The 23,650-nt window shown below is 74.4% G+C and carries 19 protein-coding genes, 1 pseudogene and 1 riboswitch; of the genes and pseudogenes, 8 read left to right on the forward strand and 12 right to left on the reverse strand.

The window, feature by feature from the left end; translation table 11 throughout:
• Positions 1 to 192: 192 nt before the first annotated feature.
• Positions 193 to 1,341, forward strand: coding sequence for a HoxN/HupN/NixA family nickel/cobalt transporter (locus tag Ae717Ps2_RS24375; protein WP_075312727.1), 1,149 nt, complete (start codon positions 193 to 195; stop codon positions 1,339 to 1,341).
• Here the strand turns inward: Ae717Ps2_RS24375 and Ae717Ps2_RS40510 are convergent.
• The 5 genes and pseudogenes from Ae717Ps2_RS40510 to Ae717Ps2_RS24395 form a co-directional block, all read right to left on the reverse strand.
• Entirely contained in the window at positions 1,331 to 1,786 is a 456-nt protein-coding gene (locus Ae717Ps2_RS40510) for a siderophore-interacting protein (RefSeq protein WP_369804857.1), read from the reverse strand. The two genes, Ae717Ps2_RS24375 and Ae717Ps2_RS40510, sit on opposite strands and share 11 nt — an antisense overlap.
• A gap of 121 nt (positions 1,787 to 1,907) precedes the next feature.
• Positions 1,908 to 2,189, reverse strand: a pseudogene (locus Ae717Ps2_RS40515) (siderophore-interacting protein); the annotation flags it as partial.
• Positions 2,186 to 3,931, reverse strand: a complete 1,746-nt coding sequence (locus Ae717Ps2_RS24385; protein WP_075309878.1) for an ABC transporter ATP-binding protein — start codon at positions 3,929 to 3,931, stop codon at positions 2,186 to 2,188. The gene Ae717Ps2_RS24385 and the pseudogene Ae717Ps2_RS40515, both read right to left, overlap by 4 nt.
• Positions 3,928 to 5,727 carry an ABC transporter ATP-binding protein gene (locus Ae717Ps2_RS24390; RefSeq protein ID WP_075309877.1) on the reverse strand — a complete coding sequence of 600 codons (1,800 nt, stop codon included), beginning with the start codon at positions 5,725 to 5,727 and terminating at the stop codon, positions 3,928 to 3,930. The genes Ae717Ps2_RS24385 and Ae717Ps2_RS24390 overlap by 4 nt, the downstream gene beginning before the upstream one ends.
• Complete coding sequence (locus Ae717Ps2_RS24395; RefSeq protein ID WP_075309876.1) at positions 5,724 to 6,689, reverse strand: ABC transporter substrate-binding protein; 966 nt, start codon at positions 6,687 to 6,689, stop codon at positions 5,724 to 5,726. Before Ae717Ps2_RS24395 ends, Ae717Ps2_RS24390 begins: the two co-directional genes overlap by 4 nt.
• 81 nt (positions 6,690 to 6,770) lie before the next feature.
• Here Ae717Ps2_RS24395 and Ae717Ps2_RS24400 point away from each other — a divergent pair, with 81 nt between their 5' ends.
• Positions 6,771 to 7,448 carry a TetR/AcrR family transcriptional regulator gene (locus Ae717Ps2_RS24400; protein ID WP_020626904.1) on the forward strand — a complete coding sequence of 226 codons (678 nt, stop codon included), beginning with the start codon at positions 6,771 to 6,773 and terminating at the stop codon, positions 7,446 to 7,448.
• Positions 7,449 to 8,565: 1,117 nt separating this feature from the next.
• Positions 8,566 to 8,703 (forward strand): hypothetical protein, encoded by a 138-nt coding sequence (locus Ae717Ps2_RS37450; protein WP_158071541.1) that lies wholly within the window; start codon positions 8,566 to 8,568, stop codon positions 8,701 to 8,703.
• Positions 8,704 to 8,705: 2 nt separating this feature from the next.
• Here the strand turns inward: Ae717Ps2_RS37450 and Ae717Ps2_RS24410 are convergent, their stop codons facing one another.
• The 4 genes from Ae717Ps2_RS24410 to metE form a co-directional block, all read right to left on the reverse strand.
• Positions 8,706 to 9,524 carry an ABC transporter permease gene (locus Ae717Ps2_RS24410; RefSeq protein WP_075309873.1) on the reverse strand — a complete coding sequence of 273 codons (819 nt, stop codon included), beginning with the start codon at positions 9,522 to 9,524 and terminating at the stop codon, positions 8,706 to 8,708.
• Entirely contained in the window at positions 9,521 to 10,465 is a 945-nt protein-coding gene (locus tag Ae717Ps2_RS24415; RefSeq protein WP_075309871.1) for an ABC transporter permease, read from the reverse strand. Before Ae717Ps2_RS24415 ends, Ae717Ps2_RS24410 begins: the two co-directional genes overlap by 4 nt.
• Positions 10,462 to 11,988, reverse strand: a complete 1,527-nt coding sequence (locus Ae717Ps2_RS24420) for an ABC transporter substrate-binding protein (protein WP_075333938.1) — start codon at positions 11,986 to 11,988, stop codon at positions 10,462 to 10,464. The genes Ae717Ps2_RS24415 and Ae717Ps2_RS24420 overlap by 4 nt, the downstream gene beginning before the upstream one ends.
• Positions 11,989 to 12,154: 166 nt before the next feature.
• Entirely contained in the window at positions 12,155 to 14,455 is a 2,301-nt protein-coding gene (gene metE, locus Ae717Ps2_RS24425) for a 5-methyltetrahydropteroyltriglutamate--homocysteine S-methyltransferase (RefSeq protein ID WP_083702487.1), read from the reverse strand.
• Between the two features lie 126 nt (positions 14,456 to 14,581).
• A riboswitch (cobalamin riboswitch) is annotated at positions 14,582 to 14,791 on the reverse strand.
• A 230-nt stretch (positions 14,792 to 15,021) separates the two neighbouring features.
• On the opposite strand from metE, the gene mdo reads away from it, so the two are divergent.
• The 3 genes from mdo (at position 15,022) to Ae717Ps2_RS24440 (ending at position 19,282) form a co-directional block, all read left to right on the forward strand.
• Entirely contained in the window at positions 15,022 to 16,314 is a 1,293-nt protein-coding gene (gene mdo / locus Ae717Ps2_RS24430) for an NDMA-dependent methanol dehydrogenase (RefSeq protein WP_020626210.1), read from the forward strand.
• Positions 16,315 to 16,450: 136 nt separating this feature from the next.
• On the forward strand, positions 16,451 to 17,728 hold the full coding sequence (locus Ae717Ps2_RS24435; protein WP_075309867.1) for a MoxR family ATPase: 1,278 nt from the start codon (positions 16,451 to 16,453) through the stop codon (positions 17,726 to 17,728).
• A 12-nt stretch (positions 17,729 to 17,740) separates the two neighbouring features.
• Positions 17,741 to 19,282 (forward strand): VWA domain-containing protein, encoded by a 1,542-nt coding sequence (locus Ae717Ps2_RS24440; RefSeq protein ID WP_075309865.1) that lies wholly within the window; start codon positions 17,741 to 17,743, stop codon positions 19,280 to 19,282.
• Positions 19,283 to 19,321: 39 nt separating this feature from the next.
• On the opposite strand, the gene Ae717Ps2_RS24445 is transcribed toward Ae717Ps2_RS24440, so the two are convergent.
• Positions 19,322 to 20,317 carry a zinc-binding alcohol dehydrogenase family protein gene (locus Ae717Ps2_RS24445; protein ID WP_075333939.1) on the reverse strand — a complete coding sequence of 332 codons (996 nt, stop codon included), beginning with the start codon at positions 20,315 to 20,317 and terminating at the stop codon, positions 19,322 to 19,324.
• A 134-nt stretch (positions 20,318 to 20,451) separates the two neighbouring features.
• Between Ae717Ps2_RS24445 and Ae717Ps2_RS24450 the strand changes: the two genes are divergently transcribed.
• Positions 20,452 to 21,051, forward strand: coding sequence for a hypothetical protein (locus Ae717Ps2_RS24450; protein ID WP_075309861.1), 600 nt, complete (start codon positions 20,452 to 20,454; stop codon positions 21,049 to 21,051).
• Between the two features lie 124 nt (positions 21,052 to 21,175).
• On the forward strand, positions 21,176 to 21,886 hold the full coding sequence (mftM, locus tag Ae717Ps2_RS24455; RefSeq protein WP_075309859.1) for a mycofactocin oligosaccharide methyltransferase MftM: 711 nt from the start codon (positions 21,176 to 21,178) through the stop codon (positions 21,884 to 21,886).
• Here mftM and Ae717Ps2_RS24460 read toward each other — a convergent pair.
• Together Ae717Ps2_RS24460 and Ae717Ps2_RS24465 are read right to left on the reverse strand one after the other, a co-directional pair.
• Positions 21,840 to 22,976 carry a DUF418 domain-containing protein gene (locus tag Ae717Ps2_RS24460; RefSeq protein ID WP_075309857.1) on the reverse strand — a complete coding sequence of 379 codons (1,137 nt, stop codon included), beginning with the start codon at positions 22,974 to 22,976 and terminating at the stop codon, positions 21,840 to 21,842. The two genes, mftM and Ae717Ps2_RS24460, sit on opposite strands and share 47 nt — an antisense overlap.
• Positions 22,966 to 23,565 (reverse strand): hypothetical protein, encoded by a 600-nt coding sequence (locus Ae717Ps2_RS24465; protein ID WP_020626203.1) that lies wholly within the window; start codon positions 23,563 to 23,565, stop codon positions 22,966 to 22,968. The genes Ae717Ps2_RS24460 and Ae717Ps2_RS24465 overlap by 11 nt, the downstream gene beginning before the upstream one ends.
• Positions 23,566 to 23,650: the final 85 nt, after the last annotated feature.

Here is a 23,650-nt window from a genome sequence, read left to right on the forward strand (position 1 = left end):
GGGCCGGCCGACGTCGGTCCGTCCGCTCATGCGTTCAGGCCGACCTACCCGAAAGGTGAGGGATCTTCCGGGCACCGCCGCAGCAGCGTCGCCAATCACCGGCAGCAGCCATGACACCGCGGCTGCGGTGGGCGCACGGTGGCCGCGATCGCGCCGCCCGCTCCGGGCGGCCCCGACGCCGGGAGTCCGTCGATGTCCGCCCCCCAGCCCGTCCCCACCGGGGCCCCCTCCCCCGCCCGCCGGTGGCGTGCCGCCCTCGACCGCCACGACCGCCGGTCGCTCGCCGGCATGTTCGGGTTCATCGCGCTGCTGCACGTCCTGGGGTTCGGCGTGCTCGTCGTCCTCGTCGCGCCGGCGCACTACGACCTCGGCTCCTCCGGGGTGTTCGGCATCGGGATCGGTGTGCTCGCCTACACCCTCGGCCTGCGGCACGCCTTCGACGCCGACCACATCGCCGCGATCGACAACACCACCCGCAAGCTGCTCGCCGACGGCGGCCGCCGACCGCTGTCGGTCGGGTTCTGGTTCTCCCTCGGCCACTCGACGGTGGTGTTCGCCCTGACCTTCCTGCTCGGGCTCGGGGTCCGGGCACTCGCCGGGCAGGTCGGCGACGACGACTCCACCCTGCACGCCGTCACCGGGATCATCGGGTCGTCGGTGTCCGGGGTGTTCCTGTGGATCATCGGGCTGCTCAACCTGGTCGTGCTGGTCGGGATCGTCGGGGTGTTCCGGCGGATGCGGCGCGGCGAGTACAGCGAGGCCGAGCTGGAGGAGCACCTCGCCAAGCGGGGCCTGATGAACCGCTTCCTCGGTGGGCTGGCCCGGTCGGTGCGCAAGCCATGGCACATCTACCCGATCGGCTTCCTGTTCGGACTCGGCTTCGACACCGCGACCGAGGTGACGCTGCTCGTGCTGGCCGGCGGTGCCGCCGCGTTCGCCCTGCCGTTCTACGCGATCCTCGTGCTGCCGGTGCTGTTCGCGGCCGGGATGAGCCTGCTCGACACCGTCGACGGCGTCTTCATGAACGTCGCCTACGGCTGGGCCTTCGCCCGGCCGGTGCGCAAGGTCTACTACAACATCACCATCACGGCGCTGTCCGTCGCCGTCGCGCTGGTCATCGGCACCATCGAGCTCGTGAGCGTGCTGGTGCAGGAGACCGGAACCACCTCCGCGCCGCTGGTCGCGGTCGCCGGCATCCCGCTCGACGACGCCGGCTACGGCATCGTCGGCCTCTTCGTCGTCGCCTGGCTGGTGGCGCTCGCGGTCTGGCGGTTCGGCCGGGTCGAGCAGCGGTGGGCCGCCGCGCCCACGGAGGGCCCGACGGAGGCCGTCAGGAGGTGACGGGCATCTGCTCGGCCACGTCCGCCATGTCCTGCTCGGTCGGCGCGTCGTCCTGGGTCAGGTCGCGCCGCCAGTACCCGGTGAACGCGACCCGGGCCTTGTCGAGCCCGCGCTCGCCGACCAGGTGGCGGCGGACCGCCCGCACCGCGGACGCCTCCCCGGCGACCCAGGCGAACACCGGCTCCGCCGGGGTCGCCGGGAGCTCCACCGCGCGCACCGCGTCGAGCAGGGTTCCCGCGCCGCGGTGCACCCAGTGCACGTCGGCGCCGGGGAGCTCCTGCTCCTCCTCCGGTCCGGCGACCTCGACGACCGCGACCGCCCGGGTCCCGGCCGGGAGCTGCTCCACGATCGCCCCGATCGCGGGCAGCGCGGTCTCGTCGCCGACCAGCAGCCGCACCGGCTCGCCGTCCGGGCTGCGGTACCCCGCGACGGCCGGGCCCAGCACCCCGACCGGGTCGCCGATGGCGGCCCGCGCCGCCCAGCGGCTCGCCGGGCCGGCGTGCCCGCCCCCCCGGCTCCCCCTCCCCGTGCAGCACGAAGTCGACGACCATCCGGCCGGCGTCGGGGTCCAGGGCGCGCACGGTGTAGGAACGCATCCACGGCCGTCGCTGTTCGGGCACGGCCAGGTAGCGGGCGTACCAGCCGGCGACACTGCCGTCGTCGGGGGCCGGCGGGATCTCGGGGACGCCGCCGTCGCGGGCGAAGAACAGCTTCACCTGCTGGTCGGGGGCGATCTGCTCGACGCCGACAAGGTCGTCGGAGTCGAGGGTGATCCGGCGCATCCGCGGGGTCAGCGGCTCGATGCCGCTCACCCGGGCGATCGCGCAGGACGGCAGTGGTGCGGTCATGAGGGCTCCCCGGTTCCGACGAGCCGCCAGCCGCGGGCGCGGCGGCGGGAGTTCCAGAAGGCGGCGTACCGGCCCTGCTGGGCCCGCAGCTCGGCGTGCGTGCCGACCTCGGCGACCCGGCCGTCGTCGAGCACGACGATCCGGTCCGCGCCGACCACCGTGGGCAGCCGGTGGGCGATCACCAGGACGGTGCTGCGCTGCGCCAGGACCCGCATCGACTCCGTGAAGAACCGCTCGTTCTCCGGGTCGAGCGCGGCGGTGGCCTCGTCGAGCAGCACGATGTCGGCGTTCTTGAGCAGCGCGCGGGCGACCGACACCCGCTGGCGCTCCCCGCCCGACAGCGACGTGCCGCCCTCCCCGACCCGGGTGTCCCAGCCGTCGGGGAGCCGCTCGACGATCTCGGTCACCCCGGCCAGCCGGGCGGCCTCGGCGACCTCGGCGTCGGTGGCGGCCGGGCGGCCGAGACGGACGTTGGCCTCCAGCGTCCCGTCGAACAGGTAGACGTCCTGGAAGACCAGCGCCAGCTGGGCCATCAGGTCCTCGGTGGTCTGGTCCCGGACGTCGGCACCGCCCACCCGCACGGTGCCGGTGTCGACGTCCCAGAAGCGCGCGACCAGCCGGGTCACCGTGGTCTTGCCCGACCCGGACGCGCCGACCAGCGCGACCGTCTCGCGCGGCGCGATCCGCAGCGTGACGTCGCGCAGCACCGGCGTCGACGGCTCGTAGCCGAACCCGACCCCGTCGAGCTCGACGGCCCCGGGATCGTGCCGCTCCGCCGACCAGTGCGGCTCGGGCAGCGGCTCCTCGCCCAGCACCGCCACCAGCCGGCCCAGGTCGTTGCGGGCGATCCGGACGACGCCGGCGTAGTCGCCGACCTCGGCCAGCGGGCCGGTGAACCGGGCGGCCAGCGCGAGCAGCGCCACCATCCGGAGGGCGTCGAGCGTGCCGCCGAGCACCAGGTACACGCCGGTCAGCAGGATCGCGCTGAACGTCAGCTGCACCGCGAACCCCCCGGTCACGATGCCCGCCGTCGCCAGCCACATCGAGCGCCGCCCCGCGCGGTACTGGGCGTCGATCGCGTCCTCCAACGGCCGGTGCCCGGCGGCACCGCGGCCGAACGCCCGCAGCACCCGCTGGGTCCGGGCGAACTCCACGACCCGGTTGCCCGCGGCCACCGCGGCGGCGTCGTCGAGCGCGTCGCCGCGCCCCACCCAGGACGCCGACGCCCGGAACGCCAGCCAGAGCACCGGCACGCACACCAGGGCGGCCAGCGCGAGCCGCACGTCGAACAGCAGCATCGCCAGCACGATCGTCGCCGGCGTCACCACCGCGACGACCAGCGGTGTCAGCAGGTGCGCGAACAGCCCCGCGATCATCGTGGTGCCGCCGGTGGCGATCCGCGACAGCCGGCCGACCCGCTCCGAGGAGAACCAGCCCAGCGGCAGCGCGGACACGTGGTCCCCGAGCCGTTCGTGCAGCGTCGTCAGCACGACCAGGGCGACGCCGAAGCCCGCCATCGCCTGCACGTAGTAGAGGACGCAGGCGGCCACGACGGCCACCGCCAGCACCCCCACCCAGGTCAGGGCGGCACCGGTGTCCCCGGCGAACAGCGCCTCCAGGAACGGCACGAGCAGGACCGTCGCGACGCCCTGGAGGACACCGAACGCGCTCACCCACCCCAGGTAGGCGTAGAGCCTGCGCCGGTGTTCCGGCCCCAGGATCAGCAACAGGTCGCCGATCACGACAGCTCCTCCCCCACCCGGTGGGCGGTCCACATCGCGGCGTAGCGGCCGCCGCGGGCCAGCAGCTCGGTGTGCGTGCCGGTCTCGCGCACGACCCCGCCGTCGACGACGGCGATCCGGTCGGCCCCGGTGACCGTCGAGAGCCGGTGCGCGACGACGATCACCGTCCGCCCGCGGGCCAGCTCCGACAGCGCGTCCTGGATGTCGGCCTCGGACTCCGGGTCGGCGAACGCGGTCGCCTCGTCGAGGACCAGGACCGGGGTGTCGGCGAGCAGGGCCCTGGCGATCGACACGCGCTGTGCCTCGCCACCGGAGAGCAGCGCGTCCTCGCCGACGACGGAGTCGTAGCCGTGGGGCAGCGCCAGGACCCGCTCGTGGATCCGGGCGGCCCGGCAGGCGGCGTGCAGCTCCTCGTCGGGGGCGTCGGGTCGGCCCAGCCGCACGTTGTCCGCGATGCTCCCGTGCACGAGCTGCACGTCCTGCAGGACGAAGCCGACGTGGCGGTAGAGCACCTCGGGCGCGATCTCCCGGACGTCGACGCCGCCGATCCGGACCGCGCCGCCGGTGACGTCGTGGAACCGGGCGACCAGGGTGGCCAGCGTCGACTTGCCCGCCCCGGACGGCCCGACCAGTGCGGTCACCGTCCCCTCCGGACAGTCCAGGTCGATCCCGCGCAGCACCTCGCCGCCGCCGGGGTAGGCGAACCGCACCCCGTCGAACTCGACCCGGTGCCCGGACGACACCCGCGGCGCGTCGGGGACCGGCAGCACCGGGGTGTCGAGCAGCTCGTGGATGCGGCGCGCGGCCGCGGCGGCGGTGCGCCGGTTCGACGCCCCGAAGCCGAGCGCGGTGATCGTGGTCGGGACGACGAGCGACACCAGGATCCCGGTCATCGCCTCGACCGGGGTGACCCAGCCGGCGTCGACGAACCACAGCACGCCCGCGCAGGACACGAGCAGCACCACCGGGGCGGAGAGCGCCATCGCGGCGAACGCCTCGACCCGCAGCATCGGCCCGACCCACTCGGCGTAGAAGCGGCCGAAGTCGCGGGCGGCCTCGGCGTAGCCGCGGTGCGCGCGCCGGGCCTGGCCGAAGGTCTTGACGACCGCGATGCCGGACACGAACTCGACGACCGCGCTGCTGATCCGGGCGTTCCCGGCGGCCATCTGGTCGACCTTCGCGGCGTAGCCGCGCATCATCCAGGCGTAGGCGGCCGCGTAGAACGGCACCGTGACCAGCGCGAGCAGTGCGAGACGCCAGTCCAGCCAGGCGAGGTAGCCGACCCCGGCGAGCGGCAGGACCCAGGCCGCGACCCACTCGACGGGATGGTGGGCGACGACCTGGTGCAGGTCGTGCACGTCGTCCTGGGCCGCCTTGCGCACCAGTCCCGAGGAGCGCTCGGAGAACCAGCCCAGCGGCACCCGCCCCAGGTGGGCGGTCATCCGGCGGCGCAGCACCGCCTGCAGCCGGACGTCGGCGACGTGGGTGATCGCGAGCGCCAGCCCGGTCAGCCCGGCCCGGGCGCCGAGCCCGGCGAGGACCAGCCACACCGCGGCCTCGACGGCGGACCGGTCCACCGGGCCGGGTGCGAGCAGCGCGTCGGCGAGCCCGGCCAGAGCCACGAAAGGGACGAGCCCGGCTGCGGCGCCGAGTGCGCCGAGCACCTGCGCGACCCGGATCCGGCCGGCGACGGGTCGCAACAGCTCGGTCAGCGCGGCGGCCTCGGCCCGCTGCCGCGACGGCGGGGCGTCGGGTTCGGCCGCCGGCGCGGCGACCTGGTCGGTTGTTGCCGTCACGACGTCTCCAGCAGCGGTCGCAGGGTCTCGATCAGGGCGGGGGTGGACGCCGGGTTCGGCGTCAGCAGCAGTGCGGAGTCGGCGACGGACAGCAGGTGCAGGCGGCCCTCGCGGACCAGCGGGCCGCGCGCCACCAGCGGTCGGGTGGTGAACTCCCGGCCCTCGCCGTCGGTGGGCACGCCGATCAGCACGACGTCGGCGTCGTCGAGCAGGCCGAGCTGCTCGTCGGGGAGCTGCACGATGCCGGCCTGCCACGGCGGCAGCGCGGCCACCGCCGGTGGGACGGTGAGGCCGATCCGCTCGAAGAACCGGACCGACGGGCCGTCCGGGGCGGTCACCAGATAGGTGGTCCCGGCCGCGTACTGGCCGAAGACGTAGCGCCGGTCCGGTCCCAGCTCCGCTCGGAACCGGGCGAGGGCGGCGTCGGACCGGGCGATCAGCGCCTCGGCGGCGTCGGCACGGCCGAGTGCGGCACCGATCATCCGCGTGAGGTCCTCGCCGGCGTCCTGCAGCAGCGCGTGACGGTACGACACCGTCGGGGCGATCGTCGCCAGCCGCGGATAGGCCGCCGCGTAGCCCGGCTGCGCGGTCGTCATCAGGATGAGGTCCGGCCGCAGCGCCGCGACGGCCTCGATGTCGGGCGCGAGGGGATCGAGTGTCGACACCCCGGCCGGCAGCGGCGGGTCGACCCCGCGCCAGGACCCGTCCGGCGCGGCGGGGTTGCGCACCGCCCCGACGACCGGGGCACCCAGCGCGCTCGCGATCTGCGCGTCGCCCGCCCCCAGGACGACGACCCGCTGCGGGGGCGCGGGCACCACGGCCTCCCCCTGCCCGTGCGGGACCGTCACCGGGAACGCCGCACCCGCGGGCCCGGCCGGGTCACTCGTTCCGGTGACCCCGGGCGCGCACCCGGACAGCGCGACCAACCCGGCCAGGACCAGCACCGACCATGGGATCCGCACGCCACCTCCTCTATGATGATTAGGCAAACCTTAGCTATCTCTGAATCGCGTTCGCAATCCCCTCCGACGTACGGTCCCGGGGTGAGCCCCACCACCGGCGCACGGGCGGGCAACCGTCCGGGCCCCAAGCCACGCCTGACCCGCGAGGAGATCGTCGAGGCGGCCGTCGAGGTCGGCGTCGACCGGCTGACCGTCGCCGCCGTGGCCGACCGGCTCGGCGTCGCGGCCGGCACCCTCTACCGCTACGTCGACGGCCTGGAAGAGATCGCCGGCGCGGCACTGGCCCTGGTGCTCGCCCGCACCCCGCTGCCCGACGCGTCGGCCGGCTGGCGGGCGTTCCTCGAGGCCGAGGCCGCACTCGCGTTCGACCTGCTGCTGCGCTACGCCGCACTCGCCCAGGACGTGGGGGCCGACCTCGGCGCGGTCGCCGGCGACCGGCTGGACCGGATCGTCGGCACGCTGCGGGACACCGGCGGCTTCGACACCGCGGCCGCGGTGCGGATCGCCGACGCCGTGCTCGACATCGTCGCCGACGGGGCGACCCAGACCCGCTGGGTGCGCGGCCCGGACGGCGGCCCCGGCGACCTGTCCGAGGCCGCGCGGGCCTACCTCGGGTCGGTCACGGAGGGGATCCGCCCGAGCCTGGAGGCGATCATGGCCGACCCGCACGAGCACGTGCTGGACAAGGTCGCCCTGGTCCTCGACGGCGTCGAGCTGCGCCGGGCCGCCGGGCGGCCCGGGTACGGCGGGGCCGGCTGAGCGGCCTCACCCGCCGTTGCGGTCGCCCTCCGGGTCGAGCAGGTCCCGGGCCGAGGTCCGGCCGCGCCAGGCGTCGAGCACGGCCGCGTCGGCCCCGCCGGCGACGGCCAGCACCCGCAGCGCGACGGCCTGCGCAGCGCGCGCCGGCGCCGTCGCGGGGCGGGGCGGGGGCCCGGCGGCTCACCAGCGGCGACCGAGCGGACGACCTCGGCCGTGACCGCCTGCTGCTCCGGGTCGCCGAAGCGCTCCAGCAGCCGGTCGAAGCAGGCCGCGCGGGTCGGGTCGAACGGGATCGGCCGCCCGGTCAGGTCGGTGAGCGGGTGTGCCGGGTAGAGGTGCGCGCAGGGCAGGTGACCGGCGGGCACGGGAACGGTCGCCGCGTGCGTGCGGCCCTCGCGCAGCACGTGCGGGAGCAGGTGGGTGTGCGGCCCGTCCGGGGAGCGGCCCTCCGGCGGCGGGATCGCGGCGTACACCTCGACCCGGCCGAGCGCGGTGGTGAACACCCGGTGCGGGCCCGCCGCGACCAGGGCGGCGGTCAGCGCGCCGTCGAGCGGGCTACCCTCGGCGCGGCGCAGCAGCCCGAGCAGGTCGGGATCGGCCGTGCGCACGCAGGCGTCCACGGTGGCCGTACCGAGCCCGAGGTCGACGAGCACGGCGTCGCGGTCGGCCGGTCGCAGCGCGCAGCGGTCGGGACCGAGCACGGTGACCGAGGTCCGCGCGGCCCTGCGTGCCGCGGCCGCGGGCAGGCAGAACGCGACCGCGTGGTTCCAGTGCTCGTGCGGGCCGACCGGCGTCCGGTAGGCCAGCGGCCGGGTCGCCGGGTGCGCCGCAATCCGGATCCCGCCGCGGGCGGTGACGACCGCACCCGGCCCGGACGGCACGACGGCCTCGTCGGGGGTCCGGACGAACTCGGCGATCGCGCCGGGCGCACCCATGCTCCAGCCCGCGTACGGGTCGGCCAGGTACGCACCCAGCAGCCCGGCCACGGTGTCCCCGACCACAGCGTCCCCGGCCACGTCGTCCACGTCCACGCCTCTCACCCTGCCCCTCCGACGGGAGGGTTCACACCCCGACACGGTCTGTCGCACAGTGATGGCAACAACGATAGGGAGGCATCGTGGACGGGCACCCGCACGACGGCCAGGAGTGCGCCGGCTGCGACTGGGAGGGCAGACCGGAGGCGTTCCGGTGGTTCCCCGAGCTGGGCAGGCCCCTCGACCCGGCGGGCGGGCGCGGCCAGGGTCACGCGGCCTGAGCTCACCGGGCGCCCACCCGTTCCCATCGGCGTCCCCACCACAGGGCCGTCCCGGCCGTCAGCACGACCGCCAGCGAGGGCACGAGCACCACCTGCGGCGCGCCGAACAGGTACTCGCGGCCCTCGGCCACCATCGCGCCCCACTCCGCGGTCGGCGGCTGCACGCCGAGCCCGAGGAACGACAGCCCGGAGACGGTGAGCAGGGTGCTCGCGAACCGGACGCAGGCGTGCGCGGCCAGCGGCGGGACGAGGTTCCGGGCGACGTGCCGGGTCAGGACCCGCCCGGGCCCGGCGCCGAGGGCGACCGCCGCCGTCACGTACTCCCGCTGGCGCTCGGCGAGGGCGAGCAGGTAGGTCTGCCGGGCGAACGGCGTCCAGGCGATCACCGTGACCGCCACCAGCAGGGATCCGACGCCCGGACCCAGCGCGACCGCGGCGAGCAGCCCGAACAGCACCACCGGGATCGCGGCCAGGACGTCGACCACCCGCATCACCGCCCGCCCGACCGGGCCCGCGACCGCGGCGAGCGCCCCGACGGCGACCCCGACCACCCCGGTGACCAGCACCGCGGACAGCGCCAGCCCGACCGTCAGCCGTCCGCCGTGGACGGTGCGCGCGAGCAGGTCCCGGCCCAGCTGGTCGGTGCCCAGCGGGTGGGCCGCGGACGGGCCGGCGAGCATCCCGGCGAAGTCGACGGCGTCCGGGTCGGGCAGCGGCACCCAGAGCAGGCCTGCCGGAACGAGCATCGGCACCGGCCCCACCACGAGCAGGGCGGCCACCCCGGCCGCGACCCACCACGCGGTCCGCGCCCGGGCCCTCACCGCGACCCCGCCGAGCGCAGCACCGGGTCCAGCGCCGTCGCCAGCACCTCCACCAGCACCCCCGCGACCACCGCGACCGCGACGACGAGCAGCGTGCCCGCCTGCACCACCGGCAGGTCCTGCGCGACGACGGCCCGGTGCAGCAGGCGGCCCAGCCCCGGGATCCCGAACACGACCTCGACCACCACCGAGCCGCCCAGCAGCCCGGCGACGAACATCCCGGCCAGCGCGGTCACCGAGGTCGTCGCGAGCCGGGCGCCGTGCCGCCACAGGACCCGGTGCTCACCGAGCCCCTTGGCCCGCGCGACGAGCACGTGCGGCCGGCTCAGCACCCCGGCGGTCTCGGCGCGGACGAGCTGGGCGGCGAGCGCCCCCGGGTAGGCGGCCAGGGTCAGCACCGGCAGGACCAGGTGGGCGGGGTCGCCCCAGCCGAGCGCGGGCAGCGCCCCGGCCCACACCGCGAACACCAGCACCAGCCAGGGGGCGAGCACGAACTCCGGCACCGCGACCCCGGCGACGGTGCCCAGCCCGAGGAACCGGTCGAGCGCCCCGCCGGGACGGCGCGCCGCGTACACCCCGGCGGGGATGCCGACGACCGCCGCCAGGGCGAGGGCGAGCACGGCGAGCAGCCCGGAGACAGTCGCGGCGTCGGCGATCTGGTCGGCGACCGGGGTCCGCGCGACGTAGCCGTAGCCGAGGTCGCCGCGCAGCACCCCGCCCAGCCAGCGCAGGTACTGCTCGGTGACCGGTGCGTCCAGCCCGAGCGAGGACCGCAGCCGCGCCTCGGTCGCCGGGTCCGGCACGGCCTCGGCGCTGCGGGCCCGCAGGACCGCCCGCGCCGGGTCGACGCCGACCAGCCGCGGCAGCGCGAACACCAGCACCGACGCGGCCAGCAGCACCGGCCCGACGACCAGGAGCCGGCGCAGCAGGAGCCCGATCACCCCGTGGTCGGGGTGAGCTGCGGCAGCACCGGGCGGATCTGCAGCGGGTCGGGGACGAAGCCGGTCGCCCCGCGCAGCACGGCGGTGTTGAGCGGGTGCACGACCATGACGCCGACGGCGTCGCGGGTCAGCATCGCCGCGGCCTCGCGGAACATCTGCTGGCGGGCCGCCGGGTCGACGGTGGAGTTGAGCCGGTCGACCAGCGCGTCGTAGGAGGGGCTGCAGTACTGGTCGATCGCGTAGCTGCCGTCGCAGGTGTAGTCCGAGGTCAGCGTGCTCGCCGCGTCCGGGAAGTCGGACAGGTAGCTGCGCGAGTTGAGGAACATGTCGTAGTCACCGGCGAGGACCTTCGGCTCCTGGGCGTCGTAGTTCCCGACGGTGATCTCGACGCGCACCCCGGCGGAGGCGAGCATCGCCTGGATCGCGTTCGCCAGCGCGGGCAGCTCGGGCCGGTTCGGGAAGGTCCACAGCCGCACGGTCAGCGGGTTCTGCTCGGTGTAGCCGGCCTCGGCGAGCAGCTGCCGGGCCCGGGCGACGTCGGCGCCCGGCGGCGGAGCTGTCTCGCCCCAGGGGACGGCCCCGCCGAACAGGTCGGCCGCGGGCGCGGCCCCACCGGCGAGCACCTGCCGGGCCAGCACCGGGCGGTCGATCGCCGCGGTGACGGCCTGGCGCACCCGCAGGTCGTCGAACGGCTTGGCGAACTGGTTGAGCTGCAGCGGCACGGTGCGCGCGTTCGGGTACTCGACGACCTCGGCCCCGGCCGAGCGGACCTGGTCGAGCTGGGCCTGCGGCAGGCCCTCGGCGAACTGGACGTCACCGGACTGGATCGCGAGCGCCCTGGCCTGCGGGTCCTCGACGTAGCGGACGGTGACCCGGGCGGCGCCCGCCGGCTCGCCCCAGTAGTCGTCGTTGCGGACCAGCTGCGCGGAGTCGGTGCCGCTGACGGACTCCAGCACGAAGGGACCGGTCGCGGTGCGCAGGTACTCCGGCGCCCCGCCGCCGGTGTACGCGGCGGGCGCGAGGATGCCGAGGTTGCCGCTGGACAGACGCAGCGGCATGACCGGGTCGGGCTCGGTGGTGGTGATGCGCACGGCGTCCGGGCCGTCGGGGGCGACGGCGAAGCCGATGCCGCGGATCGCCCGCGGCGGGGCCTCGACGCCCGCGACGTAGCGCAGCGCGGTGACGACGGCGTCCGGGGTGAGCGGGGAGCCGTCGTGGAACCGCACGCCCTGGCGCAGGGTGAACCGCCAGGCGTTGCCCTGCTGCTGCCACGCGGTCGCGAGCATCGGCGCCGACCGGGCGTCGGCGTCGACGGTGGTCAGGGTCTCCGCGACGCCGAGGGACTGCAGCCGGGCGCCGTCGTCGGCGTCGAAGGCGTAGTCGGAGCGCGGCGGGAACTGCAGGGCCACGGTCAGCTCGCCGGACGGGTCCGGGGTCGCGGTACCGCCGCCCCCGCCGGCGCCGCATCCGGCGAGCAGCAGGGCGGCGGCCGCGAGCAGTGCGGCCATCTGTCGTGCGATCACCCCGTATGCCTACATCTGAGCACCTATTCAATCAATGCGGCGTGAGCAACGCCCTCGTCCCGCACGACTCCCGGCACGAGTCCCCGCACGGGCGGGCCGTCCGTACCGAACCTCCGTACGGACGGCCCGCTCGTCACCCGCGACGGGTGGCCGGCGCGGACCGGGCTCAGCCGGTCGCGGTCGCCTCACGGACGCGACGGGCCGCGGCGACCAGGTTGGTCAGCGCCGCGACCGTCTCGGGTTCCGCGCGGGTCTTGAGCCCGCAGTCCGGGTTGGCCCACAGCCGGTCCGGGCCGATGTGGCGCAGGGCCGCGCGGAGCTGGTCGACCAGCTCGTCGGTGGCGGGGACCTCGGGCGAGTGGACGTCGTAGACGCCCGGGCCGAGCCCACGCGGGACCCCCGGGCCGAGGTCGGCCAGCACCTCCATCCGCGACCGGGCCGCCTCGACCGTGGTGACGTCGGCGTCGAGCCCGTCGATCGCCCCCACCACCTCGCCGAACTCGGAGTAGCAGAGGTGGGTGTGGATCTGGGTGGTGTCGGCGACGGCACCGACGGCCAGCCGGAACGCGTCCACCGCCCAGTCCAGGTAGGCGGCCCGGTCGCGCTCGTGCAGCGGCAGCAGCTCGCGCAGCGCGGGCTCGTCGACCTGGACGATCCGGATCCCGGCCGCCTCCAGGTCGACGACCTCGTCGCGCAGGGCCAGCCCGACCTGCCGGGCGGTGTCGCCCAGCGGCTGGTCGTCGCGCACGAACGACCAGGCGAGGATGGTGACCGGCCCGGTGAGCATCCCCTTCACCGGCGCCTCGGACAGCGACTGCGCGAACTCCGCCCAGCCGACGGTGATCGGCCGGGGCCGGGACACGTCGGAGTGCAGGATCGGCGGGCGCACGCAGCGCGAGCCGTAGGACTGCACCCAGCCGTGGTCGGTGGTGGCGAAGCCGTCGAGGTTCTCGGCGAAGTACTGGACCATGTCGTTGCGCTCGGGCTCGCCGTGCACCAGGACGTCGAGCCCGATGTCCTCCTGCAGCCGCACCACCCGGACGATCTCCTGGCGCATCCGCTCGGTGTAGGTGCCGGTGTCGATCACGCCGGAGCGGTGCGCGGCCCGGTCGCGCCGGATCTGCGCGGTCTGCGGGAAGGAGCCGATCGTCGTCGTGGGGACGACGGGCAGGCCGAGCGCCTCGCGCTGGACCTTCGCCCGCACGTCGCCGTGGCTGCGCCGGTAGTGGTCGGGGCCGAGAGCGGCGAGCCGGGAGCGCACCCGCTCGTCGCGGCGCGCGGTGGCCGCGACCCGCTCTCTGGTGGCTCGTGCGGCGTCGAACTCCGCCGCGACCGCGTCCGGGCCCTCGTGCAGGGCGCGCCCGAGGAGCACGACCTCCTCGACCTTCTGCCGGGCGAACGCCAGCATGTCGACGACGTCGCCGGGCAGGGCCGTCTCGACGGTCAGGTCGTAGGGAACGTGCAGCAGCGAGCACGACGTGGAGACCTCGACCCGCCCCGCGACGCCGACCAGCCGCTGCGCCGTCGCCAGCGCCCGGTCCAGGTCGGTGCGCCACACGTTGCGCCCGTCGACGACGCCGGCCAGCACCACCTTCCGGTCCAGCCCGGGGACCGCCGGGTCGAGGGCATCGAGGTCGGCACCCCCCGCGACGAGGTCGAGCGCCAGCCCCTCGACGGCCGTGGCGGCGAGCGCGGGCAGCGCCGGGCCCAGCTCCCCGAAGTACGACGCGACGAGGATCTTCGGCCGCCGGGTCGCCGAGGCGAGCCGGTCGTAGGCCCGGCGCAGCGCCGCGATCTCCTCCGGCGTCCGGTCGGCGGCGAAGGCGGGCTCGTCGAGCTGCACCCATTCCGCGCCCGCCTCGGCGAGCTCGGCGAGCAGGTCGCGGTAGACCTCGACGAGCGGCCCGAGCAGGTCCAGCGGGCGGAAGCCCTCCGGTGCGCCGTCGGCCGGTTTCGACAGCAGCAGGAAGGTCACCGGTCCGACCAGCACCGGGCGGGTGGTGATCCCGATGCGCAGGGCCTCTCGGAACTCGTCGAGGGCCTTGCGGCTGCCCGGCGCGAGCCGGGTGGCCGGGCCGACCTCGGGGACCAGGTAGTGGTAGTTCGTGTCGAACCACTTGGTCATCTCGCAGGCCGGGGCACCGGTGCGGCCGCGCGCCATCGCGAACAGCCGCTCCAGCGGGTCGGTGATGCCGGCGAAGCGCTCCGGCACCGCCCCGACCGCCAGCGCGGTGTCTCCGACGTGGTCGTAGAACGAGAACGTGTTGCCCGGCACCGAGCCGAGCCCGGCGTCGCGCAACCCGGTCCAGGTGTCGCGGCGCAGTCCGGCGGCGACGTCGTGCAGTGCCGACGCGTCGCTCCGCCCGGCCCAGTACGCCTCGGTCGCCCGCTTGAGCTCCCGGTCCGGCCCGATCCGGGGGTACCCCAGGACGGTGCTGCCGATGGTGCTGCTGGAAGGAATGCTCACGGCCCTCTCTCCTCGCGAGTGCGGTGGAGGACCCGTCGCCGGCAGGGGGCGCCCGCGACCGCCGGGCACGACGGTGCCCGGTCGTCCGCCCGGCCCTCCCGCGAGGCCACGGATCCGCGCACGCCGGACGGCGCACGCACCGGCGGCAGGTCTTCGGACTCACGGGCGCACTGCTCACACCTACTGGCCGTCGCTTCCCGGGATCACTCCCAGTGCTGTTGACGGCGGTCGTTCCCGTTCACCGCTGCGGGGCAGTCCCGGATTCCCACCGGGTTCCCTCTTGCCTCGTGACGCCCCGTTCCCGGGATGACACGAACCGTCGGCGGACCGACCCTAACCCAGGACGAGCCCGGCGAACTGTTGCCGAACTCTCCCTGTTGCAATATGTTTGCAGTACTCAGCCCTCTCCACACGGATCGACGGGCGACCTCACCCTGCCCCCCTCCGTTCGGAGGGGTTTCCTGCCCGGTCTCCCGAGGGGTAATGCCGATCACCCCTGTGCGCGCGGCCACAGGGGTCCTAGCGTTCGGCCCCGACCCCATCCGCCTGCCTCAGAAAGGGCTGACATGCAGGTAGACGAGCTGCTCAAGCCGTTCCCCATCAAGGAGTTCCACCCGTTCCCTCGCGCGCTCATGGGCCCGGGGTCGCACGAGCTGATCGGCCCCGAGGCGCTCAAGCTGGGCTTCAAGAAGACCCTGGTGATGACGTCGGGCCTGCGCGGCACCGACATCGTCCACAAGATCGTCGAGTCGATGAAGTACCACGGCCTCGAGGTCGTGCTGTACGACAAGGTCGAGTCGAACCCCAAGGACTACAACGTCATGGACGCTGTGGGCCTCTACCAGCAGAACAACTGCGACTCCTTCGTCTCCATCGGCGGCGGCTCCTCGCACGACGCCTGCAAGGGCGCGCGCGTCTCGGTCGCCCACGACGGTCGCAACGTCAACGAGTTCGAGGGCTTCAACAAGTCCGAGAACCCGGCCAACCCGCCGCACATCGCGGTCTCCACCACGGCCGGTACCGGCTCGGAGACCTCGTGGGCCTACGTCATCACCGACACCACGACCGACCCCGACAACCCGCACAAGTACGTCGCCTTCGACGACGCGTCGGTCACCACCCTCGCGATCGACGACCCGGTGCTCTACTACGACTGCCCGATCGACTACACCGCGCAGTGCGGGTTCGACGTGCTCGCCCACGCCTCGGAGCCCTACGTCTCGCGGCTGGACTTCCAGCCGTCGCTGGGCAACGCCCTGCACGCCATCAAGCTGACCTCCCAGAACCTGCGCAAGGCCGTCTGGAACGGCCAGGAGCTCTCCGGCCGCGAGGGCATGATGTACGCGCAGTACATCGCCGCCCAGGCGTTCAACTCCGGTGGTCTCGGCATCATCCACTCGATCAGCCACGCTGTGTCGGCGTTCTACGACACCCACCACGGCCTGAACAACGCCATCGCGCTGCCCCGCGTGTGGGCGTTCAACATGCCGGTGGTCTACGAGCGCTTCGCCGACATCGCCGAGGCCATGGGTGTCGACACCCGCGGCATGACCAAGCCGCAGGCCGCCGACGCGGCGCTCGCCGCGTCCATCCGGCTGCTGCGCGACGTGGGCATCCCGGAGAAGTTCGCCGACGTCAAGCAGGACACCTACTCGAAGAACCGGCTCGGGGTCGGCCCGACCAAGTTCTACGAGAACGCGCCCACCATCATCGGCGACGCGGCCGACGTCGACCGGATCACCAACCACGTCCTCGGCGACGCCTGCACCCCGGGCAACCCGAAGGAGTGCACGTTCGAGACCGTCCGCCCGGTCGTCGACCACTCCATCAACGGTGACCTGGACGACCTGCTGACCTGATCCGCAGGTCAGGAGGTCCACCGTCGCACCGGCGGGCCCAGCCGTCCGAGGCGATACTCGGGTGGGTGGGCCCGCCGGCCGCGGCCCCGCTCGTCCCCGCACCAGAGCCGGTGCGGTCCGCGAAGGAGATACCCGAGTGTCCGAGGCTGTCGTCCCCACGGTGACCGAGGCGGCGGAGGCCGTCGCCTCGACCGGCCCCTTCGAGTCCGTCGACCAGGTGGTCGAGACCCTGCGGGAGCAGGGCTACATCGCCGACACCCGCCTGGCGACGACGGTGTTCCTGCTGACCCGCCTGGACAAGCCGCTGCTGCTGGAGGGACCCGCCGGGGTCGGCAAGACCGAGCTGGCCAAGATGCTCGCCGTCGCCACCGGGCGCCGACTGCTGCGTCTGCAGTGCTACGAGGGCCAGGACGAGACCAAGGCCCTGTACGAGTGGGACTACGGCAAGCAGCTGATGTACACCCAGATCCTCCGCGAGAAGATCGGGCAGCTCGTCTCCGACGCCCCGGACCTCGCCTCCGCGGTCGACCGCATCGGGTCCCAGGAGAGCGTGTTCTTCTCCGAACGCTTCCTCGCGCCGCGTCCGCTGCTGGAGGCCATCCGCTCCGAGCAGCCCGTCGTGCTGCTGATCGACGAGGTCGACCGCGCCGACGAGGCGCTGGAGGCCGTACTGCTGGAGACCCTGGGCGAGTTCCAGATCTCCGTCCCCGAGATCGGGACCTTCGTCGCGACGCAGCGCCCGTACGTGCTGCTGACCTCGAACAACACCCGGGACCTCGCCGCCGCGCTCAAGCGTCGCTGCCTGCACCTGTTCCTCGACTACCCGTCGGCCTCCCGCGAGCTGGAGATCGTGAAGTCGAAGAAGACCGGGCTGTCGGACCAGCTGGCCGAGGAGCTCGTCAACGTCGTGCGCGGACTGCGCGAGCTGGAGCTGCGCAAGTCGCCGTCGATCTCGGAGACCATCGACTGGGCCCGCACGCTGGCCGTCCTGGGCGTCGGCGAGCTGAGCTCGCAGGTCCTCTCCGACACCGTCTCGGTCGTGGTCAAGTACGACAAGGACGTCACGAAGGCCCTGGACGCGCTGCCGCGGCTGGTCGACCCGAACGCGGTCGTCGCCGAGCACGGCCACGGACACGGGCACGGCCATGGGCATGGACACGGCCACGACGGCGACCACGACCACGACGAGCCCGCCGCCCCGCCGGCGCGCACCGCGGGCGCCCGTGGCGACGACCCGGACGACGGCGACGTCGACGGCCGCGCCAAGCGCGCGGCGAAGGACCAGGCGGGCCGGCACGGCGGCATCTACGGCGGCCTCCCGGGCGGCGTGGCCCCGCCGCCGTCGGCGATCCGGAAGGTCTCGCCCGGCCAGGGCACCCGCTCCTTCGGCGGCTCCCGCAAGCGCCCGGTCTGATCGGGCGTCGGCATGGAAGCGAGCATCCACCGCTTCGTCCGGCTCCTGCGGATCCGGTCGGTGCGCATCTCGGTCTCCGAGGCGCTCGACGCGATGGCCTGTGCCGCCCAGCCGGGAGTGCTGTCCGACAGGTCGGTGCTGAAGGAGGCGCTGCGCATCGCGCTGATCAAGGACCGCCGCGACGAGGCGACCTTCGACGAGGTCTTCGACCTGTTCTTCTCCCTGGTCAGGGTGGGCGAGGCCGAAACGGGTCACGGCCACGGGCACGGGCACGGCGACATGTCCGACGACACCCCGCTGGAGAACTTCACGCTGTCCGAGGAACCGTCGGAGACCCCCCAGGAGGGCCACGACCACGGCTCCCCGGTCGACATCAAGGAGTTCTTCGACCCGGAGGACCTGGCCGAGCAGTACAACCTGCACCAGGAGGCCAACAAGATCGACATGGCCTCGATGACGGACGAGATCGTGCTCTCCAAGGAGCAGGCAGGCGACGTCGCCGACGGCCAGCGCGTCCAGATCGAGACCGACCGGTTCTCCGGCGGTGGCCGGCCCGGTGACATCTCCCAGCAGCAGGGCACGAAGGTCGACGCCGACCTGTCGGTCGCCCAGCAGGACGCGCTGCTGGGCTGGCTGAACTCCGAGGAGGACCGGCTCTCGGAGTCCGAGCAGGGGACCGAGGACGACGCGGCCGCCCTGCGCCGGCGTCTCACCGGGGTGCTCGACAACCTCCCCGAGCTGCTCAAGGCCCACCTGGAGAAGCTGCTCGCGATCGAGCAGCGGATCGTCGAGGGCCACGACGACGCCGAACGCGTCGCCGAGGTCGACCGGGCGAACGAGTCCGAGCGCATGCAGCTGGAGGAGTCGCTGCGGCGGCTCGCGAAGTCACTGCACGGCGCGCTCACCCACCGCAGAAGGGTCTCGCCGCGGGGCCGGATCGACTCGGCCCGGACCATGCGCAGGAACATGCGCTACGACGGCGTCCCCTTCTCCCCGGTCACCGTGCAGCGCCAGGAGGACAAGCCGCGCTTGGTGGTGCTGACCGACGTCTCGCTGTCGGTCCGGGCCACCGCACGGTTCACCCTGCACCTGGTGCACGGTCTGCAGGACCTGTTCGGCCAGGTGCGCTCGTTCGCGTTCGTCGCCGACCTGGTCGAGGTGACCGACCTGTTCGCCGACCACCCCGTCGAGCACGCCCTCGGGCTGATCTTCGGCGGCGACCAGCTCGACGTCGACGCGAACTCCCACTACGGCCTGGCCTTCGGCCAGTTCCTGGAGGACCACGGCTCGGCGGTCACCCGGCGCACCACGGTGCTGGTGCTCGGCGACGGCCGGGGCAACGGCAACGATCCCAACATGGAGGCGTTCGTCGAGATCACCCGGCGGGCCAGGGAGACGATCTGGCTGACCCCGGAACCGCGGTACTCCTGGGGGCTGGGTCGCTGCGACCTGCCCGCCTACGCCGAGTACTGCGACCGCGTCCGCGTGGTCCGGGACCTGTCCGGCTTCGAGGCCACGACCAACGAGATGGCCGGCGAGCTGATCGGCCGCTGACCCCGGCCCCGTCCCCCGATGGCGCACGAACCCCCGGGGTCAGCGCTCGACGACGATCTTCCCGACGGTGCTGCCGGACTCGATGAGCCGGTGCGCCTCGCGGACCGACTCGGCGGTCAGTCCCTGCAGCCGCCGCGTCTCGGTGCTGCGCAGCTCGCCGGCGTCGACCAGGCGGGCGACCTCGTCCAGGATCTCCCGCTGCACCGTCGAGGTCGGCTCGGACAGCGGCCGGGTGAACATCAGCTCCCAGTGCCAGGCCTGCGACTTCGTCTTCAGCGGCAGGGTGTCCAGCCCCTCCGGCTCGTCGATGGCGACGACGATGCCGCGCGGGGTCATGAGCTCGGCGTAGGCCTCGACGTTGCCCTCCGAGACCGGTGAGAACACGTACTGGACGCCGTCCGGAGCGGCCGCACGGACGGTCGTGACGAGGTCGTGGTGGTCGGCGATCGCGTGCGCGCCCATCGCGCGGGCCCAGTCCGCGGACTCCGCCCGCGACGCGGTGCCGACCAGGGTCAGCCCGGTGCGGCGGCCGAGCTGCAGGACCATCGAGCCGACGCCGCCCGCGGCGGACACCACGAGCAGGGTGCCGGTGGACTCGGCGGTGACCCGCAGGTGGTCGTGCAGGCACTCCCAGGCCGTGAGCGAGGTCAGCGGCAGCGCGGCAGCGGCGGCGAAGTCCAGGCTCGAGGGCTTGCGGCCGACGATGCGCGAGTCGACGAGCTGACGGTGGGCGTTGCTGCCGGGCCGGTCGATCGCGCCGGCGTAGTAGACCTCGTCGCCGGGGGTGTACCCCTGCACCGACGCCCCCACCCCGACGACGACGCCCGCCGCGTCGTACCCGAGGACCTTCGGCCCGTCGGCCGGGTCGAAGGAGGCACGGACCTTGCGGTCGACCGGGTTCACCGAGACGGCGCGGACGTCGACGAGCAGGTCGTACGGTCCGGGGTCGCCGACCTCGATCTCCGAGTCCACCAGGGCCCCGGGATCCTCGATCGGCAGCGGGCGGGGTGCGACGACGGCGGGGACGAGAGCCATGACCGAACGCTAACCGCGCGAGCGTCCGGCCGCGCACCGCGCCGGCCCCCGGGATGGGCCGTTCGGCCCATTTCGGACCGCGCGGCGGCCGCCCCACGTATCATCGGGGGTCCCTTCGGAAGGCGGGCCGTGTGGTGGGTGAGGGTGGGCTGGTCGTCCGGGCCGTCGGGCGGGTGTGCACGGCGCTGTGGGGCTACACGCCCGGGGTGATCCCCGCGATGGTCGCCACGATGGGCAGCGGTCCCGCGCTGCGCTGGTTCGCCGCGAACTTCCCGCGTTTCCTGGTCACCCTGCGTGTGCTGGGCCCCGTCCGCACCCACCTGGCCGGGCTCACGATCTCCCTGGTGAACGGGTGCACGTACTGCGCCTACGGCCGCGCGCACGCCCTGGAGCTGATCCACCTGCGCGACCGGGGCCGGTTGTTCCCGCTCGACGCCCGCACCCTGGAGAGCTGGAACGGGCTGTCCCGCCGCGAGATCGGGCTGCGGTTGCGCGGTGTGCTCGAACAGGCCGGGATGCACGCCGAGGTGATCTGGGTGGACCGGACCCTGGCCCTGCTGGACGGCGCCCCGCCCGTCGACGCCGACGAGCGCCGCATCGCCCACCTGTGCCGGATGGTCGGCACCATGAACGCGATCGCGGTCGCCGCGGGGACCGTCCCGGACGGCGCCCACGACCCGGTCAACAAGGACACCGCGCTGAAGGCCCGGCTGCTCGCCGCGCAGACGGTCTGAGCCCCCGGACGCCGGCACTCGCCCCCCACCGTCCGGACGGGGAGGACCGGGCCGTCGGACGTGGTGCGGCGTACCGGTGACCGCCTAGCGTGGCGTGGGTCCCCCGCACGCACAGGAGCGATCCATGATCGGAACCGACCGGCTCTCCAACGACCTCGCCGGCTGGCTGGACCGCACCCTGGTGCAGCCCGGGATCCTGCCGGCCGAGCGCTTCGAGGAGGCGTTCGTCGCCTGCGTCGCGAGCGCCGCGAAGGACCCCGAGCTCCCGGACGACGCGTGGCTCGCCTTCTACCGCAACACCCTCGACGCGCTGGTCGGAGAGCCCGAGCCGGGCGGCACCAACGCCGAGATGGCGCCGGTGCACGCCCGCGCCCGGTCCCTCGTGCTGGGCGAGGAGGTGCTGGAGCTCGGCTGCTGCTTCGGCTTCCTGTCGCTCCAGCTGGCCCGCGACGGCCACCGCGTCACCGCCACCGACCTCACCGGCGGCACCGTCGAGCTGCTGACCCGGATGGCGCCGCAGCTCGGCGCCGACCTGGAGACCCACGTCGCCGACGCGCGTGCCGTCGCGCTGCCCGACGGGTGCGCGGACACCGTGTTCGCCGTGCACCTCGTCGAGCACCTGTCCGAGTCCGACGGCGACGAGGTCGTCGCCGAGATGCTGCGCCTCGCCCGGCGACGGGTGGTCGTCGCCGTCCCGTTCGAGGACGAGCCGAACCCCGCCTGGGGTCACGTCCGGGTCTTCGACGAGCGCGTCCTGACCCGGATCGGGGAGCGCACCGGCCGGTCGTTCACGGTGTCCGAGCACCACGGCGGCTGGCTGGTGATCGACCTCTGAGCAGGGCGTGGGTGAGCGCCTCCAGCGGGCCGCGGTCGTGGCCGCGCAACCACCACCCCGCCGCCGCGGCCGAGCCGGCGACGACGAGGGCCCACACCGCGACGACCACCCCGGTCCGCAGCGGCGCCGGCACGCCGACGAGCGCCCCGGCCAGGCCGAGCCCCCAGGCGCCGAACAGGACCGCGGCCACGACGTTCTGGCCGACGTAGCAGGTCATCGCGGTCCGGCCGAGCGCGGTGAGCCCGCGCCGCACCGGGCCGGCCGGACCACGCAGTCGCGCCAGGACCTCCGGCACCAGGCCGAGCAGCCCCAGCGCGACCAGCGGTGCCACCAGGTAGCGCTCGACGAGGAACCACGGGGCGCCGCCGAGCGTGGTGAGCAGGGTGAGCACCACCCCGACGGCCCCGGTGCCGATCAGCCGCCGGCGCAGGGTGACGGCGGCGGTGTCGAACAGGCCGGCGCGCAGCAGGGCCGACCCGGCCAGGAACAGCGCCACCGCCGACGGGACGATCAGCACGAGCTCGACCCGGTAGAGCAGCGGGTCGGTCAGCCGGGCGGCGACCTGTCCGGTCCAGGTCGCCGGGTACGGCGGGAGCGGCACGTCGGCCCCGGTGCTGCCGGCCGTCGCGACGGACGCGCCGACCACGAGCAGCACCGTGACCGCCCCGGCGACGCAGGCCGCCGCCGTCCGCACCCGCGCCGACCGGCCCACCAGCCACGCGACCAGCACCGAGGCGATCGCGTAGCCCATCAGCACGTCGAACTCGAAGACCAGCACGTAGTGCAGCAGTCCCTCGGTGAACAGGATCCCGGCCCGGGCGAGGTAGCGGCCGGGCCACCGCAGCCCGCGGCGCACCGCGGAGCGGTACTGCAGCTCCATCCCGATGCCGAACAGCAGGGTGAGAAGTGCGAGGAACTTGCCGTTCGCGACGGCGCGGAGCGCGGTGTCGAGCCACCACCCCGCGGAGAACCCGGCGAACACCGCACCCGGCCCGCGCGGGTCGGCGAACACCCAGACGTTCGTCGCGAAGGTCCCGGCGATCGCGAGGCCGCGCAGCACGTCCGGCGCGGCGAGGCGGTCACCGGGCACCGGAGCGCTCCCGGTCGTCGGTACCGGGGAACACCGTCGCCCACAGCGGCCCCGCGACGAACCAGATCCCGGCGATCAGCGACGCCGTCGCCAGCCAGGACCACATCGGGTCCCCCGACCAGGCACCCGGCGCCGGGACCGCGCGGCCGCCGACCACCGACAGCAGCACCAGCACCGCCGCCGTGATCACCCAGGCGGCGACGACCTTGCCGTACTCGCGCCACTCGTACCGCATCCGGGCGGCCCCGCCCCGGGGCGGGCGTACCGGTGCCGGGCCGCCCGCGAAGCGGTGGGCGAACCGGACGTCGGCCCAGCGCACCAGCGAGTGTCCGAACGCGACGGTGATCCCGAGGTAGAGCGCGGCCAGCCCGTGCACCCGCGACGGTTCGCCGCCGGTCGCCAGGTCCACCGTCGAGGCGGTGACCAGCACGAGGTCCATCAGCGGCACCCCCAGCAGCAACACCGCACCCAGGCCCCGGCGACGCAGCACGTAGCGCGCCCCCAGCCCGGCCAGCAGGAACACCCAGAACCCGATCTCGGCGCCGACGATCAGCCACAGCAGCGGCTCGGCGAACAACGACTCCCCCATGGCCGGCGATCGTGCCGCCCCGCCCGCGGTGGCGCGTCCGGCGTGCGACCGATCCGCGCGTACCACCTTCGACGGACGCGGCGCG

Source organism: Pseudonocardia sp. Ae717_Ps2, from assembly GCF_001932475.1.
Classification (GTDB): Bacteria; Actinomycetota; Actinomycetes; order Mycobacteriales; family Pseudonocardiaceae; genus Pseudonocardia.